General features: G+C 63.4%; 16 protein-coding genes. 12 read left to right on the top strand and 4 right to left on the bottom strand.

Annotated features, from left to right (window positions below; genetic code table 11):
• Nucleotides 1-143: 143 nt before the first annotated feature.
• From AC0L2A_RS20280 to AC0L2A_RS20270, 3 genes are all read left to right on the top strand, one after another.
• On the top strand, nt 144-1,241 hold the full coding sequence (locus AC0L2A_RS20280; protein WP_473610309.1) for a lactonase family protein: 1,098 nt from the start codon (nt 144-146) through the stop codon (nt 1,239-1,241).
• Between the two features lie 100 nt (nt 1,242-1,341).
• Nucleotides 1,342-2,859, top strand: a complete 1,518-nt coding sequence (locus AC0L2A_RS20275; RefSeq protein WP_473610308.1) for a S10 family peptidase — start codon at nt 1,342-1,344, stop codon at nt 2,857-2,859.
• A gap of 77 nt (nt 2,860-2,936) precedes the next feature.
• A complete protein-coding gene (locus AC0L2A_RS20270; protein WP_473610306.1) occupies nt 2,937-3,518 on the top strand; it encodes a DUF1349 domain-containing protein in 582 nt (193 codons plus the stop codon).
• Nucleotides 3,519-3,668: 150 nt separating this feature from the next.
• Here the strand turns inward: AC0L2A_RS20270 and AC0L2A_RS20265 are convergent, their stop codons facing one another.
• Together AC0L2A_RS20265 and AC0L2A_RS20260 are read right to left on the bottom strand one after the other, a co-directional pair.
• On the bottom strand, nt 3,669-3,827 hold the full coding sequence (locus AC0L2A_RS20265) for an AbrB/MazE/SpoVT family DNA-binding domain-containing protein (protein ID WP_473610305.1): 159 nt from the start codon (nt 3,825-3,827) through the stop codon (nt 3,669-3,671).
• A gap of 85 nt (nt 3,828-3,912) precedes the next feature.
• Nucleotides 3,913-4,719 carry an SRPBCC family protein gene (locus tag AC0L2A_RS20260; RefSeq protein ID WP_091597276.1) on the bottom strand — a complete coding sequence of 269 codons (807 nt, stop codon included), beginning with the start codon at nt 4,717-4,719 and terminating at the stop codon, nt 3,913-3,915.
• Between the two features lie 446 nt (nt 4,720-5,165).
• Here AC0L2A_RS20260 and AC0L2A_RS20255 point away from each other — a divergent pair, with 446 nt between their 5' ends.
• Nucleotides 5,166-6,185 carry an isopenicillin N synthase family dioxygenase gene (locus AC0L2A_RS20255; RefSeq protein WP_473610304.1) on the top strand — a complete coding sequence of 340 codons (1,020 nt, stop codon included), beginning with the start codon at nt 5,166-5,168 and terminating at the stop codon, nt 6,183-6,185.
• Nucleotides 6,186-6,519: 334 nt separating this feature from the next.
• Here AC0L2A_RS20255 and AC0L2A_RS20250 read toward each other — a convergent pair whose 3' ends face one another.
• The gene (locus AC0L2A_RS20250; RefSeq protein ID WP_287218083.1) at nt 6,520-7,320 is read right to left on the bottom strand and encodes an IclR family transcriptional regulator; all 801 of its coding nucleotides are present in this window, start codon (nt 7,318-7,320) and stop codon (nt 6,520-6,522) included.
• 241 nt (nt 7,321-7,561) lie between these two features.
• Here AC0L2A_RS20250 and AC0L2A_RS20245 point away from each other — a divergent pair, with 241 nt between their 5' ends.
• Genes AC0L2A_RS20245 through AC0L2A_RS20230 form a run of 4 tightly spaced genes read left to right on the top strand, consistent with a single transcriptional unit; the run spans nt 7,562 to nt 12,072 of the window.
• Nucleotides 7,562-8,614: an ABC transporter substrate-binding protein gene (locus tag AC0L2A_RS20245; RefSeq protein WP_287218082.1), complete on the top strand. Its 1,053-nt coding sequence runs from the start codon at nt 7,562-7,564 to the stop codon at nt 8,612-8,614.
• 19 nt (nt 8,615-8,633) lie between these two features.
• Nucleotides 8,634-10,142: a sugar ABC transporter ATP-binding protein gene (locus tag AC0L2A_RS20240; protein ID WP_473512545.1), complete on the top strand. Its 1,509-nt coding sequence runs from the start codon at nt 8,634-8,636 to the stop codon at nt 10,140-10,142.
• A gap of 5 nt (nt 10,143-10,147) precedes the next feature.
• Nucleotides 10,148-11,104 carry an ABC transporter permease gene (locus AC0L2A_RS20235; protein ID WP_473493159.1) on the top strand — a complete coding sequence of 319 codons (957 nt, stop codon included), beginning with the start codon at nt 10,148-10,150 and terminating at the stop codon, nt 11,102-11,104.
• Nucleotides 11,101-12,072 carry an ABC transporter permease gene (locus AC0L2A_RS20230; protein ID WP_208602530.1) on the top strand — a complete coding sequence of 324 codons (972 nt, stop codon included), beginning with the start codon at nt 11,101-11,103 and terminating at the stop codon, nt 12,070-12,072. The genes AC0L2A_RS20235 and AC0L2A_RS20230 overlap by 4 nt, the downstream gene beginning before the upstream one ends.
• Here the strand turns inward: AC0L2A_RS20230 and AC0L2A_RS20225 are convergent.
• Nucleotides 12,046-12,987 carry an amidohydrolase family protein gene (locus AC0L2A_RS20225; protein WP_473610303.1) on the bottom strand — a complete coding sequence of 314 codons (942 nt, stop codon included), beginning with the start codon at nt 12,985-12,987 and terminating at the stop codon, nt 12,046-12,048. The genes AC0L2A_RS20230 and AC0L2A_RS20225 overlap by 27 nt on opposite strands.
• 77 nt (nt 12,988-13,064) lie before the next feature.
• Here AC0L2A_RS20225 and AC0L2A_RS20220 point away from each other — a divergent pair, with 77 nt between their 5' ends.
• Genes AC0L2A_RS20220 through AC0L2A_RS20205 form a run of 4 tightly spaced genes read left to right on the top strand, consistent with a single transcriptional unit; the run spans nt 13,065 to nt 17,029 of the window.
• A complete protein-coding gene (locus AC0L2A_RS20220) occupies nt 13,065-14,384 on the top strand; it encodes an alanine racemase (RefSeq protein WP_473610302.1) in 1,320 nt (439 codons plus the stop codon).
• A 44-nt stretch (nt 14,385-14,428) separates the two neighbouring features.
• Entirely contained in the window at nt 14,429-14,773 is a 345-nt protein-coding gene (locus AC0L2A_RS20215; RefSeq protein ID WP_473493134.1) for a RidA family protein, read from the top strand.
• A gap of 9 nt (nt 14,774-14,782) precedes the next feature.
• Complete coding sequence (locus AC0L2A_RS20210; protein ID WP_473610301.1) at nt 14,783-15,793, top strand: succinylglutamate desuccinylase/aspartoacylase family protein; 1,011 nt, start codon at nt 14,783-14,785, stop codon at nt 15,791-15,793.
• 57 nt (nt 15,794-15,850) lie between these two features.
• On the top strand, nt 15,851-17,029 hold the full coding sequence (locus AC0L2A_RS20205; RefSeq protein WP_473512552.1) for a hypothetical protein: 1,179 nt from the start codon (nt 15,851-15,853) through the stop codon (nt 17,027-17,029).
• Nucleotides 17,030-17,478: the final 449 nt, after the last annotated feature.

The raw sequence follows: 17,478 nt of genomic DNA, 5'->3' as shown, positions 1-17,478 counted from the left end.
GTCGAGATTGGATTGCACGATCGGTCCGCGTCGATCTTCTCTAGTGAATAGTATTTTCACATATGGGATTGTGTTTCAAGCGTGAACAGGCGAAATTTGCCGCGATCCGCTGCGGCTGGGTGCCGGCGGAAAAAGGGATTTCGATGCAGGACGCCTGTCTGGTCTTCGTCGGCAGCCTCAACCGCGAGGCGCCTTATTTTCAGGGCGCGCGCGGCGTTGGGCTCGGTGTCTACAGTTTCGACGAAGAAACGCTGGAGACGAGGAAACTGGCCGAGACGGGTGACGTCGACAATCCGACCTTCCTGTCGGTGACGCCGGACGGGTCACATGTCTATGCCAACTCCGAAGTGTTCACCTGGCGCGAAGGCGTGGTCTCGGCCTACCATTTCGACAGGCAAACCGCCGCGCTCTCCTACATCAACAAGCAGCCGACGCTTGGCAGCATCACGGCGCACAACACCGTCACGCGCGACGGGACGAAGCTCCTGGTCGCCAATTACGGCATGGGCGAAGGCGGCCCCGATCGCTCGCTCGTCGTCTACGGATTGCGCGACGATGGCGGCTTGACCGCGCCGTTGTCGAGCGTCGCCCATAGCGGAACTGGTCCCGACGCAGTTCGTCAGGAACGTCCCCATGCCCACAGCGTCACCGAGACGATTGCCGGTGGCGTGGCGATCGTCGCCGATCTCGGCATCGATCGGCTTGTCTCGTACCGCATCGGGCACGACGGCGGCCTGACCAGACTGGCGGAGTCGGCGCTTGCGCCCGGCGCTGGGCCACGTCACGTGGCGCTGCATCCGGACGGGCGCTTCGTGTTCGTTATGAACGAACTGGATTCGACGGTCGTCTCGCTTGCGCTGGACGAAGCGTCAGGCAGGCTCACCGAGATCGACACGAAGCCGGCTGTGCCGGCTGGGGCGCGCGACGGCAATCATTGCGCCGACATCCAGATATCGCCCGACGGCCGCTTCCTCTATGGCTCCAACCGCGGTCATGACAGTGTCGTGGTGTTTTCCGTCGACCAGCAGACGGGCACGCTTGCGCTGGTCGACCATGCGCCGTGCGGGGGCGCTACGCCGCGCAATCTGGCACTGACGCCCTCAGGTCGCCATCTCTTCTCGGCCAACCAGAACGCCGACCGCATCTCGATTCTTGCACGCGATGCGGCCACGGGTCGGCTGGCCGACACCGGGCGGTTTATCGATATCGGCACGCCGATGTGCGTGAAGATCGTGCGTTGAAAGCCTTGGTCTCCTTCCAGCAGCGAGGGCGTGCACAGTCCTGTGATTTCGGCTGAGCCATCAGCGTGGTAGCTTGCAGTCGTTCCGCTGCGGAGTCGCCATGCGTACCAAGCTCCTAGAAATCACCCTTGCTATGCTGCTGCTGGTTGGCGGCCTTCCAAACGGCCATGCGCAAGTGGCCGAGCGGCCGTCGCCTTCGGGCGGCGTTCTGTCGCTGCTCCCGCCGCCCCAGGTCTCAGATCATTCGATCGTGATCGCGGGACGCACGCTCAACTATCAGGCAAGGGCCGGCACGCTGTCGTTGCTATCCGGCAAGGGCGACGTCACCGCGGAAATCTTTCATGTCGCCTACACGCTGCGTCCCGAGCCAAGCCGGGAACCTGATCCCCGCCGCCCGATCACTTTCGTATTCAACGGTGGTCCCGGAGCGGCTTCCGCCTATCTGCATCTTGGCGCGCTTGGTCCACGCGTGATGGCGACAGCGGCCGATGGAAGTTTTCTCCCACCGCCGCAGCGGCTTTTGGACAACTCGAACACCTGGCTCGACATGACCGACCTGGTCTTTGTCGATCCCGTCGGAACCGGTTACAGCCGCGAAGCACCCGGCACCGAGGCACGCAGCTTCTGGGGCGTCAACCAGGACGCCGCCGCGATGGGCGCATTCATCCGGCTCTATCTGGCCCAAGCGGGCCGCACAGCGTCGCCGGTGTTTCTTGCCGGCGAAAGCTATGGCGGGTTTCGGGCGGCACTGCTTGCCAAGACGCTCCAGGATGATATCGGCATCAGCCCTCGCGGCATCGTGCTCATCTCGCCGGCGCTCGAATTCACGCTGGTGCGGCCCGACGAGTTCCAGCCGCTTCACTGGGCGCTTGAGCTGCCGTCGCTGGCGGCGGTGCGCCTGCGCAGCGAAAGCGTCACCGGTTCCGAGTTGCAGGAGCGGTTGGCCGATGTCGAACGCTATGCGCTTGGCGACTATCTCGTCGCGCTTGCCAGCGGGCTCGAACAGGGCGGGCGTCTGGCGAGCCCGCGCGTTGCCGAAATCACCGGCCTGCCGCTCGAACTCGTGAAACGAAACTTTGCACGCATTCCCACCTCGCTCTTCGCCAAGGAGTTTGCGCGGGCAAGGGGCAATGTTCTCAGCGTCTATGACGGCTCGATCGAAACGGCAGACGTTGCCCCGGAAAGTCCAAGGCCCAGCGGTCCTGATCCGGTGCTCGACCGAAGCGTGCCGGCGCTGACTTCCGCCTTTGTCAGCTATATCAGGGAGGAATTGAAATTCCGCACCGATCTAAGCTATCGGCTTCTCAACCGTGAAATCAGCGGAAATTGGGATTACGGGACGAGCCCGACGCGTCAGGGCTATACCGGCGTGATGGATGACCTTCAGCAGGCGCGCGCGCTAAATCCCAGCCTCGGCGTTTTGATCGTCAACGGCTACACCGACCTGGTGACGCCCTATCTGGCGTCACGCTACCTTGTCGGCCAGGTTCCCTCGCTTCCTGGCGCAAAGCCCATCCGCCTCGAGCTGCTGGAAGGCGGCCACATGATGTATTTCAGGCCGGAGAGCCGGCGCGCGCTGAGAGAGGCCGCGTCCGAGCTTTACCAAGCGCCGAAATGAGCGCGTAAAAGAGACAAATCCGCCTCGTCGCATGAGAGGCGGATGACGCAACACGAACCGGCGAGGCGAACAAATCGATGACATCTCAGCCTGCGGAACTGACCTGGCTCAACCCGCCACCGCATCATGCCTTCGGCGACAGCACCGTGCATGTGCGAACCGGCAAGGAGACCGATTTCTGGCGCGAGACTTTTTATGACTTCTGGCGTGACAATGGCCACTTCCTCTACCGGCAGGTCGAGGGCGATTTCAGCGCCGAGGTCACCGTCAAGGGCGACTACAAGGTGCTCTATGATCAGGCCGGTCTGATGGTCCGGCTGAGCGAGACGCATTGGGTCAAGGCCGGCATCGAGTTCACCGACGGGCTCGCCTATTTTTCCGTCGTCGTCACCAATGATGCTTCCGACTGGTCGTTGGTCAGCATCCCGGCCGGTCCGGACGGAGTCAGGATCCGGCTGACCCGCCATGCCGAGACAATCCGCGTTCAGTATCTCGATGCCTCCGACCATCGCTGGAAGCCGGTGCGGCTCGCCTACTTCCCGCCCTCGAAAACAGTCGATGTCGGCATGATGTGCTGTTCACCGCAACGTGAAGGTTTCGAAGTCACATTCAGCGATTTTTCAGTCGCCCCGGCGATCTCGAGGGAACTCCACGACTGACGCGTCCTGTCAGCGGATCGGGGCGCCGCTTTCACAGCAGTATCGTTCCGACAGCCGAATTGCGCGGTCGAAGAAGCTACCGGGCATTCGCCTCGTCCCGGTCGAACTTGAAATCGGCGGGAAGGCGGCCGCGGAAGGCGCGAAGCTGCTTCAGCAATTCCTCGCGCGCGGGTTTGCGCGCGCGACGCCGAGTTCTCGGGCATCGGCGACTTGGATCTCAATCTCATCGCCTTCCCTGAGTTCGAGGGCCTCGACCACAACGGCGGGAAGACGGATGGCGAGGCTGTTGCCCCACCTGGCGACCTTCATCACACTCTCCTATGCATGCATATGCGCCATGGTTGGGCGCTGCCCGGGCGGCCGACCTTCTGGCCGGCCGATCCAGTAGCATCCGTCAGCCCGGATGCTTGAAGGTTTCGCCAAACCAGTTCCGCCACTTGGGCTCGCCCTCGGCGGCGCGCTGTTCGGCGTCGTCGCCATAAAGATACAATGCCATGCTGGCGTTTGCGCTGCCATCGATATCATAGGTTCCGATCAGGGCAATGCCGGGAGCAGGTGCAGTCAGGCGCAGCGCGATGAAGCGCTGCTTGTCGTCCTGCCGCACGCGTTCGACTATGCCGGATAGTCTCTCCGGCTGCAGCGGTCCATTCCGCCGCTCGCCGACATTTGCGCCGGCCAGTCCGAGCGTCTCGGTAAGTTGCCTCCAAATCGAGAGTTGGTCGGCCTTCGTGCGGGCCATGACGCTGAAGCTGGCGGCGTTTTCGCCGGCGAAATGCGAAAGGTAAATGCGCAGCACCTCGAAAAAGCCGGGCCAGCCGCTCTCGAACCCTTCCAGCTGGTCATCCCAATCGTCGGTCGAGGCAAACAGCGAATGGACCATGCGGACAACGCAACGATCACCCGACCGGCTGGTCACGGTGATCTCCGTTGCGACAGGCGGGGCGCCTTCGCTCCAGTCGCGTTCGACATAGCCGAAACGGAACGGCGGCTCCCAAATCGTCACTTCGCCGGTGGACGCGCCATTGGGACCGAAGTCGAAATGAAGCCTGCCGCCGACATGTTCGTCGATCGTGGTTTTTGTGAACCAGGCAGTGTTGCCGGGACCCGTCGCAATGGCCCGCCACACCTGCTCGGGTGTGCCGGGCGTGATGAACTCCATTTCGACCCAACGCTTTCCGGTTTCATCTTTCTTGATCGGCATGGGAACTCCTTTCAGGGTTTGGCGTCCTCACGGTCGGGGCCGGGTGCGGTACGACGGCACTACGAGCCGATACGGCCGCCCGCCAAAGCTCAAGCATACTCATTTTCGTCTTGACAAAATATTTTGTCAAGACGCGCGCTGATGGCCGAAAGCGGCTATGGCGCGTCGTCGCCGTGTCGTGTGATCTGAGCGTTCGCAATCGAGCCGAATTCATGAAGAGAGGGCGAACCTGAGACCGCAGAACTTTTAATGCAATGACATTGCAGCGCCTTGGCGTGAGTGCGCCATGGAACAGCCGTTCGGACGTTATTTGCCTGCCGGCCGCCAAACGCGGCGCTGACTTTCCGCCAATGGCATCGAGATTGGATCGAGCGTTGCTTTGATCGCAACAACCTGCGTGTCACCGTAAAAGCCTGATCCAAGCCTGAGGCAGGAGGAGGTTGACCATGGCCAGGATTGTACCCGTGCTCGATCTCAGCCGTCTCGAACAGGGCGCGTCGGAGCGTCGGACCTTTCTGTTCGATCTGCGCACGGCGGCCCGCGATGTCGGCTTCTTCTATCTCAGCGGCCATGGAATTTCGGCTGTGGAGATCGACGAGGTGCTCGACGCCTCGCGCCGGTTCTTTGCCTTGCCGGAAGCCGACAAGCTGGCCATCGAAATGGTCAAGTCCCCGCAATTCCGCGGCTACACGCGCACCGGTGGCGAACTGACCAGGGGCAAGGCCGATTGGCGCGAACAGCTCGACATCGGCGTCGAGCGTCGACCCACACCAAAGGGGCCGGGCATTCCTGCCTGGACGCGGCTGCAAGGGCCGAACCAATGGCCTTCGGCCCTGCCGCAACTCAAGCCGGCACTGCTGGCATGGCAGACCAGGGCGACGGCGGTGGCAGTCCGCCTGCTGAAGGCCTTCGCGCTGTCGCTCGACCAGGCCGAGGATGCTTTCGATCCGATCTATAGCGGTGAGCCCAACCATCGCATGAAGATCGTGCGCTATCCCGGGCGCGACACAACCGGCGGCGACCAGGGTGTCGGCGCACACAAGGACGGCGGTTTCCTGACGCTCCTGCTTCAGGACGACAACAAGGGGCTGCAGGTCGAATATGACGGAAGCTGGGTGAATGTGGATCCGATCCCCGGAACGCTGGTGGTCAACATCGGCGAACTCCTCGAACTGGCATCGAACGGCTATCTCAGGGCAACGGTTCACCGTGTCGTGACGCCGCCGGCCGGTGTCGAGCGGATTTCCGTTCCGTTTTTCTTCAGCGCCCGGCTCGACGCGACGATCCCGCTGCTGACCCTGCCTGAAGAACTGGCTGCCGAGGCGCGCGGACCGGCGAGCGATCCGGACAATCCGCTGTTTCGCGACGTCGGCACGAACGTGCTGAAAAGTCGCCTGCGCTCGCATCCCGACGTGGCGCGCCGGCACTATGCCGATCTCCTTGAGACAAGGGCATCACCCGGCTGAAGACGTCAGAGCAAATAGAACAGGAATTTTCGCTATCCCGCCGGCTTTTGGAATTTTGTTCGTCGCCAACCCGCCCAAACAGGCTCAAACAGGCGACACCGTTCGACGGTTTCCTCCCATCCGCTGAACGGTGTTCCCCTCTGAAGGTTGTAACCTTCTTTTGGCCGGGCCGTATTCGAGCCCGGCCATTTTTTTCCGCGCTCCCTTGGCGAAGGCGCCAGAGCCGATTCTTCAAAAAAGCGCGTCATAAGGAATTCACGCGACGCGCTTTAAGTTCTTTGTTTTTATGCATGTCGTCATCCCAAAACCGCTGCGCACTTTTGGGCGAAATGCGTTAGCTTCCCGCCAACGACAATCCACGGGCGCGTTCGCACAGCAGGGCAAGCAATTCGCTGCGCCGCGCTTCCGGTGTGTCGACCGGCAACACGAAGCAAAGAGTCTTGTTGATGGCGCCGTAGCTATCGCGGATGGGCGCGGCCATGCACCACGTGAAGCGGTCGGCGAGGGCGACGGTCTCGCTGAAACCTTGCCGGCGGGCCAGGGCGACGTCGCTGAAGAATTCGGCTGGCGCAATGACGCGGCCGTCGGGCAGCTTGTAGTCGCCAGGCGGGATGAAGTCCTTCACTTCTTGCTCGCTCATATGGCCGAGCAGGAGCCGCCCGGACGCCGTCCACGGGATCGGCACCTCGACCCCGACATCGCTTGAAATCCGGAACGGGCCGGATGAGTCCCGGCAATCGAGAACGATATATTTGTTTCCGCGCAGGCCGCACAGTTGCACGGTCTCGCCGGTCTCCGCCGCCATCTTGTCCAGCGTCTCGATAATGCGCCGGTAGTGGGCGTTGTGATGCGAGTAGGCCCAGCCGAACAGATGCATAGCCCGACCGAAATAGACGTAGCCTTCCGTCCCGACGTTTTCGAGCATTTCGGCTTCGAGCAGGCTGTTGACGATTTCGTAAGTGGTCGAACGCGGTGCGCCGATCATCTTGGCGATGTCGCCGACGCGCATCGGCGCGCGGTGCCGCAAAAGCGCTTCCAGCAGCATGATGACGCGGTCGATGCCGCGGCGGCGTTCGCCATTGCGCGGCTCGGCGCCGGCTTCCGTTTCGATCAGACCAGTAGCTCCATCGCTCATGTCGGCCGCATCCGCGTAAAAATCAATTCGGCCCTCGTCTCAAGACGCTTGAAAGATGTCAAGGCTCAGTCTAGCATCCCATTTGTCTGATATACAGACCAATTGTCTGAAATATCAGACAATAACGAGCCAGGCGCAGAACGTTCTGACGAGAAAAACAGGCGGTTTCCGGATGCGGCAACCGGCGGGTTTTCTCGTCCGGACCCCGCACGTCCAGGCATAACCTCAGAAGGGAACAATCATGACGAAATCATCGTTTTTCGCATCCGCCAGCGCCCTTTGCCTCGGTCTCCTACTAAGCCTCGGCGCCGGTTCGCAGGCCAATGCGGCCGCCAAATGCATCAAGGGCGACCGCAAGGCGCCGTACACGATCGGCTGGGCCAACATTTATTCAGTGCCGACCTGGATGAAGCAGACACAGGGCACGATCGAAGCCGAGGTCGAGACCCTGAAGAAGCAGGGGCTGGTCGACAAGCTTGTCGTAACCGACGCCCAGGGCGACGCAAACGTCCAGATCCAGCAGATCCAGTCGATGATCGATTCCGACGTTGACGCCATCATCCTGATTGCCGGCTCGTCGACCGCGCCGGCGCGTGTGCTGGCGGACGCCTGCGCCAAGGGCATCGCCATCATCAACTTCGACAGCCTCGTCGACACCGACCAGGTGACCGCCAAGGTCAACACCGATTCCGCCCAGTGGGGCGACCAGGCGGCCAAGTTCCTGATCGACGCGATCGGCGGCAAGGGCAAGATCCTCATCCTCAACGGCCCGGCCGGCGTTTCGGTCAGCGACGATCGGCGCAAAGGCGCTGACGCGGCGCTCAAGGCCCATCCTGACGTGACGGTCCTTGCCGAGACCAATACACCCTACAATGTCGCGCCTGCACAGGAAGCCGTCACCAGCCTGCTGTTCGCCAATCCCGAGATCGACGGGATACTGTCGCTCGGCGGCGCCTTGTCGGCGGGCGCGGTGCTCGCCCTCGACAAGCAGGGCCGCGAACAAGTGCCGATCACCGGCGAGAATGCCCGCCAATTCCTCGAACTCTGGAAGGAAAAGGGCCTCAAGAGCTGGGCAACCATGCAGCCGAACTGGCTCGGCGCTTTCGCCACCTACACCGCCGTCCAGGCGCTGGAAGGCAAGGATGTGCCGGCTTTTGTCAAGATCCCGCTGCCGGTGATCAACAATTCCAATATCGATCAGTACCTCGCACGGGCGGCCGACTTTCCGGCCGACGGCTATATCTATTCGCCCTACGACGAGGAGTTGTTCAAGAAACTTCTGGCTGAGCAATAAGCCTGAAAGGTCGCAGAAAGTGCTGGCCACGGCTCCGCTTCTTGCCGCGCGGGGGGTGTCGAAGTCCTTCTTCGGCAATCCCGTCCTGCGCGATGTTTCCATCGCTCTCCAGCCGGGCCGCGTGCATGCGCTGCTCGGCGAGAACGGCGCCGGAAAGTCGACGCTGATCAACCTTTTGTCCGGTGCCTTGCGCCCGGACGGCGGGGCGATCGAGGTCGATGGGCGCCCGGTGTCGCGCATGAGCCCTGCCTATGCGCAACAGGCAGGGATTGCCGTCGTCCAGCAGGAACTCAGCCTGACGGCCAGCCTCTCCATCGCCGAGAACATCGGCCTTGGCGCCTATCCGCGCCGGTTCGGTTTGCTCGACTATCCCGAACTCGCAGTGCGGGCCAGGGCAGCATGCGATCTTGTCGGACTTCACGAACCGCTCTCGATGCCGGTCGGACAATTGTCGCTTGGCCGCCGGCAGATGGTGGAGATCGCTAAGGCGCTTTACCGCCGGCCGCGCGTGCTCATTCTCGACGAACCCACTTCGTCGCTTTCGGCAACCGAAACGAAAGTCCTGACGGACCTGTTGGAGAGGCTGCGCGGCGAGGGCATCGCCATTCTCTACATTTCGCACCGGCTGAACGAAGTCATGGCGCTGTGCCAGCACGTCACCGTCCTGAAGGACGGCACCTGCACGGCGGACCGCACCCTGGAAGGAACCGACGCCAGAGGACTGGTACGGCTGATGGTCGGGCGCGACCCCGGCGACCTCTTTCCGCATTGGCAGCCTTCGGCATCGGCTGCCAACGCCATTTCGGTTCGCAATTTTTCGGCCGGCCTGATGCGCGACGTCGATCTCGACATCAGGACGGGTGAGGTGCTTGGCATCGGAGGCCTGGTCGGGCAAGGGCAGGAAGATTTGCTGCTCGGCCTCTACGGTGCCATTCCGGCCAGGACGGCATCCGCGATCGTTAAGGGGGCTTCGGGTTTGCCCAGCGGTGTGCCGAAAGCCAACGCGCTTGGCCTCGCCTATGTCCCGGCCGACCGCAAGCGCGAGGGCCTGCACCTGATCCATTCCATCATCACCAACATGATGCTGCCCGCTTTCGCAAGACTGCCGGCGCTGAAGCTGCGCAGCCGCCGTGCCGAGCGCGAGACGGCAAGAGGTCTCGCTGCCCAGCTTGGTATCAAGGGCGACCTCGACCGGCCGGCGCAGGCCCTCTCGGGCGGCAACCAGCAGAAGGTCGCGCTGGCGAAATGGATGCCGCACGACCCGCTTGTGCTTCTCCTCAATGACCCGACGCGCGGCGTCGATGTCGAGACCAAGCGCGAAATCTACATGATGCTTCGCAACTTCGCCGCCGCCGGCAAGGCGGTCGTGCTGCTCAGTTCCGACACACCCGAACTGGTGCACCTTTGCGACCGCGTCGCGGTGGTCCGGGAGGGTCACATCGTTGCCATGCTCGAGCGCGGCGCGCTGAGCGAGGAAGCGATCGTTTCCGCCGCGATGGGCGCCGAACAGCGAAAGGTGGCGGCGTGAATACGGTGGCTCCCTCAGGACAAGCCGGCGCTCTCTACTGGCCGGTTCAACTGCGCCGCAATGTCGGCGTGCGCAGCCTGTTCGCCGTGGTTATGGCGTTCCTCGTCGCCTATGGCTTCCTCTTTCCTGGCCTCTTGACCGCTTCCGGCTTCGCCAAATTCACCCAGAGCTGGTTTCCGCTGGCGCTGGTCGCCATGGCCCAGGCGATCCTCATGCTCACTGGTGGCATCAGCCTGGCGATCGGCGCAATGGTCAGCCTGGGCGCGGTGATCGCCGCGACGACGATGACCGGGCCGCTGGGCGTAGCCGGCGGTGCCGCTGCGGTGGCGCTGACCGGTGTCGGCATCGGTGCCGCAACCGGGTTCATTGTCGTGAAACTTCGGTTGCCGGCGATCGTGGTGACGCTCGCCGGCTCCTTCATCATCGGCGGTGCTGCGCTGCTCATCCTGCCGAGACCCGGCGGCGCCATTCCGGAATGGCTGTCGGACCTGCTTGCCGGCAACACGCCCGCAGCCTTCGTGCTGCTGATGCTCATCGTCCTTCTGTGGAAACTCTATCTCGCCACGCCGCTTGGTTTGAGCCTCTATGCTGCCGGCGAGAATCCCGTCGGCGCCTATCGCTCCGGCGTGCCGGTCGATGGCGCACGGATAGCGGCTTACGCGATCAGTGGCCTGCTTTGCACAGGCGCCGGTCTGTTCGTTGCCGCGCAAACGGGTTCGGGTGATCCGGTCATCGGCACGGCCTTCACGCTGAATTCCATCGCCGCCGCCGTGCTCGGCGGCATCGGCTTCCTCGGCGGTCAAGGCACGATGCGCGGCGCTCTTGCCGGCAGCCTGCTGCTCAGCCTGATGATCAGTGTGATGTTCTTCCTCGGCTTCACGCCGGTCGCCCAGTATGTCGCACAAGGCCTCATCATCATCGGGGCGGTCGCCACCCCGCAATTCCGCAAGGTGCAGCAATGACAGCATGGAAAGAGAGCGCAGGCGGCAGGCGCGCCCTGACAATCCTGCGCAGCCGGCCTTTTCTCACCGTTGCCATCGTTGCCGCGGTGTGGATCGTCGCGAGCTTCGTTTCGCGTGGCTTCGGCGCCTATGGCCATTTGCGCTATCTGGTCGAACTGGCCGCGGTAATTGGCCTGGTTGCGGCGGGCCAGACCTTCGTGGTGATTGCCGGTGGCATCGACCTTTCCGTCGCGGCTATCGTCACAGTGAGCGCCGTCAGCCTGCCGCTGCTGTCGTGGCAGGGGGATCCGACCGGGCTCACCGCCGTCCTTGCCGTCCTTGCGTTGACGACGACAATCGGTCTGGTGAACGGGCTGGGCGTGGCGCTGTTGCGCGTCCATCCGATGATCATGACCCTGGCCATGGCGACATTCCTGCAGGGTCTGCTGATCATCATCGCCGGCGGCAGCGCCGTGACCGCCGAAAACCCGCTGGTCCGCTGGCTCGGCAATGCGCGGCCGGCCGGTATTCCCGCAGGTGTGCTCTTGTGGGTGGCCGTCTCCGTGATCGTTCTGGCCGCAATGCATGCCACATCCTTTGGCGCACGGCTCTTCGCCATGGGCGCCAATCCGCTCGCCGCGGCACTGTCGGGGGTTCCAGTAACCTCGACGACGCTGGCGGTCTACGGCATCAGCGGCTTCAATTCAGGGCTTGCGGGCGTGCTGGTGCTCGGCATGAACGGGCAAGGCTATGTCGGGATCGGCGATCCCTATCTGCTCGCCTCGATTGCGGCCGTGGTGCTCGGCGGCACCTCGATCCTCGGCGGGCTCGGCACCTATGCCGGCACCATCCCCGGCGCCATCCTGCTGGTCACGATTACGGCTCTCATAACCGTCGTCAACGCATCGCCGGGCTGGCGCAGCATCCTGTTCGGTTCGCTGATCCTGGGGCTGCTGCTTCTCTCAGGCAGGGAGCAGGCCCGCCGATGACATATCGTCAAGCCGGTAGATGCGCCTTGCGTTGCCGAAGAACAGCGCCGTCTGCTCATCTGCGGAAAGCTCCCCGGCAATGGCCTTGAAGCTGTCATATACTGCATCGAACGACGCGTGCAGACCGGCCACCGGGAAGTCACTGCCGAACATCGCTCGCCGCGTGCCGAAACAGTCGATGCAATGCATGACAACCGGCTTCAGGCTGTCGAGCGTCCAGTCATGATCGTAGGCGACCAGATCCGATATCTTGATGGCGACGTTGTCACACTGGGACAAACGCCGAACCCCTTCGCGCCACGCCCGCATTCCGTCGGCGTCGCGATCGATCGGGCTGCCGCAGTGGTTGAGAACGAACTGCTGGTTCGGATAGGCCGCTGCAAGGCGCGCTGCACCGGCGAGCTGGCGCGGAAACACCATCAGGTCGAAAACCAGCCGGTGGCCGGCAAGCAGCGCCAGGCCGGCGCGCCAGGCCGGATCGTTCATGATGCCGTCACGGGCAGCGAAACGGCGGGCGGGATCGGGATCCCAGCTCAGTATGTCGCGCACGCCGACGACACGGTCGAATGCCGCCTGCGCCTCGACCAGCGCCGGCGCTTGGCGGTTCGCCAGCGGGACGTGAACGACGTAGCGGGCGGCCACGCCCCGCAACTTGTCGAGCGTTTCAAGCCATCGCGTTTCGCCGACGCAGTCATCCCCGGCCCAACCGGCCTCGACATGGACGGCGGCGACGACATTGTGCCGGCTGGCGTCGCGCAAATAGTCCTCAGGAAGATAGTTTCGCCGCAAGGGGCCCAGCTCGCCCAGGCCGCCGCGTTCGCCAGCCGTTGTGGCGAGCCAGGGATGGCGGCCGAGGCCGAGATCCCAAAGATGATGGTGGGCATCGATGATCGGTCCGGAGTAAGGCTTTGGCACGCATCTCTCTCATGCTGTGGCCGGCATCGGAAATCGAACCGGACTTCATCCTGCGAAGGCGAAAGGACTAGCATCGGATGACCGAAAACTCACCCGTACTGTCGCTCGCGACCCCTGAAAATTTCCTGCTCGACGATCGCATCCGCGGCGTGCCGCCCGGCACCTTCGGGCTGGACAGCAGCCTTGTCGCATCTGAGCGCTGGCATCCGGCTGACGGGCGCATGTCGTTGCCGGTGTTGACCCTCGACGAGGAGGCCTTCATCGCCAATAGTGATCTGTTTCTGCGCTACGCGCGCGAACAGGGCGCGATGATCGCGCCGCATGCCAAAACCCCGATGGCGCCAGACCTTGCTCGATCGTTGGTAGAAGCCGGAGCATGGAGCACGACCGTCGCGGATATTAGGCAGGCCGCAGTGATGCTCAGGGCCGGCCTCACACGGCTGATCATCGCCAACGAGGTTGGTGGATCAGGCGGTGCGAACCGGCTCGCGGCGCTGGTTGGCGCCTGGCCAGGCGTCGAGCTCTTCGTCTTCGCCGACTCGATCGCCGCCGTGAATGCGCTTGCCGAAGCCTGGCGGGCCAATGCGACGCTGCCGCCGTTGCGCGTGATCGTCGAGCTCGGTGCGGGGAGGGCAGGCGCGCGGACCACGACGCAAGCCGAGGCGATCGCCGATGCAGTTGATGCGGCCGGCGGACGGCTGCTGATCGCCGGCGTCGCAGCCTACGAAGGTGCCGCGGCGCAACCCGATCCTGGCCGCACTGATGCGGCGATCTCGGCTCTGCTGGCGATGACCGCCGACATGTTCCTGCGGCTGCGCGCCCGCGTCGGCGGCGACGTGCCGCTGGTCGTCACGGCCGGCGGCTCTGTGTTCTTCGACAAAGTGGTCGCAGCACTTTCGCCCACCGTTTCCAGGGACAGCAATGCGACGCTGGTGTTGCGCAGCGGCGCCATCTTCTTCCACGACCATGGCATCTATGACCGCTCGCTTGTTGCACTCGATGCCCGCAAGGGTTTTGCGGTCGGCGGCGTCGGTGCTTCCGCACGAAATTCGTTTCGTCCGGCTTTGCGCCTGTGGGCCGAGGTGCTGTCGCGGCCGGAGGCCGGCCTTGCGATATGCGGCATGGGCATGCGCGACGTGTCGTTCGATCAGGGCTTTCCGATGGTGCTCGCGGTCTTCCGGGCCGGGAAGCCGCTGCCGATACCACGCGCCGAGGTCTTCAAGCTCAACGACCAGCACGCCTTCCTGACAATCGCGCCGGGCGACGACATTGCCGTTGGCGACGTCGTTGAATTCGGCATCTCCCATCCCTGCACCTGCCTCGATCGCTATCGCGTGATCTTCGGCGTCGACGCGGCCGGGCATGTCCGCCACGCCTTTCCCACCTATTTCGGCTGACCGGAGCTTGCGGCGGCCCCAAAGAAACCTCGAAAGGATCCGATATGATCAAGTATTTCCAGTCCGGCTCCCGCATGTCGCAGGCGGTCGTCTATGGCGGCCTCGTCCACATCGCAGGCCAGGTAGCCGACAATCGCAAGGCCGGCATCGAAGACCAGACCAGCGATGTGCTCTCAAAGATCGAGGCGCTTTTGGTCGAGGCCGGCAGCAGCAAGTCAAAGCTTGTGGCGGTCAACGTCTTCCTGCCGCAGATCGGCGACTTCGACGCCATGAACAGCGTCTACGATGCCTGGGTGGATCCTCAACGCCTGCCGGCGCGGGCCTGCGTCGAGGCGCGTCTCGCCGATCCCGACCTCCGCATCGAGGTCACCGCGATCGCCGCCGCCTGAGTTGCCGCCATGCACACCGGCCTCACCCATACGCTCGACTTCGACCGGGACGGCAAGACATCAGGTTATCTCAGCATTCCGTTCTCGATAGACCGTTCGCCCTATTTCCAGGTCAAGGTCCCGATCTGCCTCATACGCAACGGTGAAGGCCCGTCGCTGCTTCTGATGGCCGGCAATCACGGTGACGAATATGAGGGCGAGCTGTCGCTGGCAAAGCTGATCCGCCGGCTCGATCCCAAGCGGCTCAAGGGCCGCGTCACCGTCCTGCCGATGGCGAACGCATCGGCGGTCATGGCCGCCAAACGCTGTTCGCCGCTCGATGGCGGCAATCTCAACCGCGCCTTTCCCGGCGATCCGTCGGGCGCGCCGACAAGCCGGCTTGCCAATTTCCTGGAGACGGAACTGTTTCCCCGCCACGACGTCATCTTCGATATTCATTCGGGCGGCACCTCGATGGAGCATCTTCCCACGGCGCTCATCGAGCGCAATACCGATCCCGACAGGCATGGGCGCGGGGTGGAGCTGATGCGGGCGCTCGGCATGCCGTACGGGTTCCTGGCCAACAATGGTCAGGCCTCGCCAACCTCGATGGGCGCAGCCCGCCGAGCCGGTGCCATCGGCGTCAGCGGCGAGTTCGGCGGCGGCGGCACTGCCACAGTCGATACGATGGCGATTACCGCTCGCGCGATCGACAGTCTGATGGTCGCCACCGGCGTGGTCGAGGCGCCGGTTCTCGCGCCGGAGTCGAAGCCTTCGGCGCCGACGCGATTGCTCTCGCTTTCCCGGCACAGTCAGGGCCTCTACGCCACCCGCCGCGGCTGGTTCGAACCCGCCGTCAGGCTCGGCGACGGCGTGAGCGCCGGACAATTGGCCGGCTGGTATCACGACCTCGAGCGGCTCGATCTGGCCGAGGAGGCCCTGCATTTCGCCGAAAGCGGTATCGTACTTTCGCGCCGGCTGCACACGATGTGCGAGGCAGGAGATTGCCTTTTGCAGATCGCCGAACCGGTGGAAGGCTGACAGGGAAACCAACCGGCGTTTGCTCACGGCGCCATTGCAGAAAACTGAGGATATTTCATGCAGCTTTCGATGTGGACCTACCCCTGGGATGTCCAGGATCTGGGCTTGGAGACAGTCGAACGCGATCTCGTCGAGCGCGCCAGGCTCAACATGATCAGTCTCGCGACCTCCTATCATGCCGGTCGCTTCCTGCAGCCGCGCAGCCCACGCCGCAAAGCCTATTTCCCGGAGGACGGCACGATCTACTTCAAGCCAACCGCCGCCCGATGGGCCGATCTCGTGATCCAGCCGAAGGTGGCCGAAATGATCACGGAAGGTGGCGACGTTCTGGCCGAACTTATCCAACGGCGCGAGGCAGGCGGCCTCCAGGTGTCGTGCTGGACGGTCTGCCTGCACAATACCCGCCTCGGCATGCTTTATCCGCAGGCCGTCACCCGCAACGCCTTTGGCGATCCCAATTATTACAATCTGTGCCCGTCGCATCCGGATGCGCGCGCTTATGTCCGCGCGCTCGTCGCCGACGTTACGCACACTTATAAGCCGGACAGAATCGAACTTGAAAGCCCGTCCTTCATGGGCTTTGCCCATGAATACCATCATGAGAAGGATGGTGTCGGGCTGACGCCGGAAGACGACTTTCTTCTGTCGCTGTGCTTCTGTCCGTCCTGCCTCGCCCGCGCCGCTTGTGCCGGCATCGAAGGCCAGGCGGCGCGTGACCTCGTCAAGCAGTGGATTGCCGAGGCGTGCGAGCGCGCGGTGCCTGAACGGCGCTTTCCAGAATTTCCCGCAAGTGGCCTCGACACCTTTTTGCCTTGGCCGCATCTCCACGCCTATCTGTTGTGGCGGTTCGAGCCGGTGACCAGTCTTGTCGCCGAACTGCGCGAGGTTGCCGATCCGGGGACCCGTGTCCTCGTCATCGACCTGCGAGATGGCTGGCTCGGCGGCTGCGATCTGGCAGCGCTCGGCAAGGTTTGCGACGGGGCGATCCTTTGTGCCTACGACATGCAGGCCGGCGACGTGACGGGCCTTATGGCGGCTGGCCGCACCGCGCTCGGGGCAGAGAAATTCCTCGGCGCCGGCTACCGGCTCTTTTATCCGGAAATGGCAGGCCCTGAAATTCTCGCCGCCAAGGTGAAGCCGGCGCTGGCGCCGGACGTCGACGGTATCAATTTTTACAATTACGGCCTTGTCCCCGCCGCACGACTCGATTGGGTGCGTGCAGCACGACCTGGCTGAACAAAACGATCCGTGTGCCGCAGTCGAAAGCGCGTCGCGGCTGAATGGATTCATGCGAGGCGCTTTAAGTCATTGTTATGCATGACAGCGCTGTCCTGCCTCGCGACCTGTCATTTCCCTCGGCTCCATCACCTCGTGCTATCCAGGCCGGGCTGACGCGCAGCGAGAGGATGGACGCGATCGCTGGCCTCGTTCTGAACCTGGCAGCCCTTAGCAAACACCCTGCTCGGAAATTGAGGGGGCTGCCAGACCGACGATAGCCCGGTGTTTCGCCAAGCAGCGCATGACACGGCGCTTCAGCGCGTGTGCCGCACAAGATAGGGTTCGACCAAGGCGCGTATTTCCGCAGCGGGTTCCGCTTCGCCGGCGGCGCGCAGCGCCCGTTCGTAGCGTGCATAGTCGTCGACCGCGCCTTCGAAATCACCGCGCGACAGCCGCTCCCTGATCAG

Source organism: Mesorhizobium sp. WSM4844, assembly GCF_055811775.1.
This window is presented reverse-complemented; position numbering and strand designations above follow the sequence as displayed.

Excerpts from the sequence above, each read along its gene's own strand:
- AC0L2A_RS20280 (WP_473610309.1), top strand. The coding sequence starts at position 144 with ATGCAGGACGCCTGTCTGGTCTTCGTCGGCAGCCTCAACCGCGAGGCG.
- AC0L2A_RS20275 (WP_473610308.1), top strand. The coding sequence starts at position 1,342 with ATGCGTACCAAGCTCCTAGAAATCACCCTTGCTATGCTGCTGCTGGTT.
- AC0L2A_RS20270 (WP_473610306.1), top strand. The coding sequence starts at position 2,937 with ATGACATCTCAGCCTGCGGAACTGACCTGGCTCAACCCGCCACCGCAT.
- AC0L2A_RS20265 (WP_473610305.1), bottom strand. The coding sequence starts at position 3,827 with ATGAAGGTCGCCAGGTGGGGCAACAGCCTCGCCATCCGTCTTCCCGCC.
- AC0L2A_RS20260 (WP_091597276.1), bottom strand. The coding sequence starts at position 4,719 with ATGCCGATCAAGAAAGATGAAACCGGAAAGCGTTGGGTCGAAATGGAG.
- AC0L2A_RS20255 (WP_473610304.1), top strand. The coding sequence starts at position 5,166 with ATGGCCAGGATTGTACCCGTGCTCGATCTCAGCCGTCTCGAACAGGGC.
- AC0L2A_RS20250 (WP_287218083.1), bottom strand. The coding sequence starts at position 7,320 with ATGAGCGATGGAGCTACTGGTCTGATCGAAACGGAAGCCGGCGCCGAG.
- AC0L2A_RS20245 (WP_287218082.1), top strand. The coding sequence starts at position 7,562 with ATGACGAAATCATCGTTTTTCGCATCCGCCAGCGCCCTTTGCCTCGGT.
- AC0L2A_RS20230 (WP_208602530.1), top strand. The coding sequence starts at position 11,101 with ATGACAGCATGGAAAGAGAGCGCAGGCGGCAGGCGCGCCCTGACAATC.
- AC0L2A_RS20220 (WP_473610302.1), top strand. The coding sequence starts at position 13,065 with ATGACCGAAAACTCACCCGTACTGTCGCTCGCGACCCCTGAAAATTTC.
- AC0L2A_RS20215 (WP_473493134.1), top strand. The coding sequence starts at position 14,429 with ATGATCAAGTATTTCCAGTCCGGCTCCCGCATGTCGCAGGCGGTCGTC.
- AC0L2A_RS20210 (WP_473610301.1), top strand. The coding sequence starts at position 14,783 with ATGCACACCGGCCTCACCCATACGCTCGACTTCGACCGGGACGGCAAG.
- AC0L2A_RS20205 (WP_473512552.1), top strand. The coding sequence starts at position 15,851 with ATGCAGCTTTCGATGTGGACCTACCCCTGGGATGTCCAGGATCTGGGC.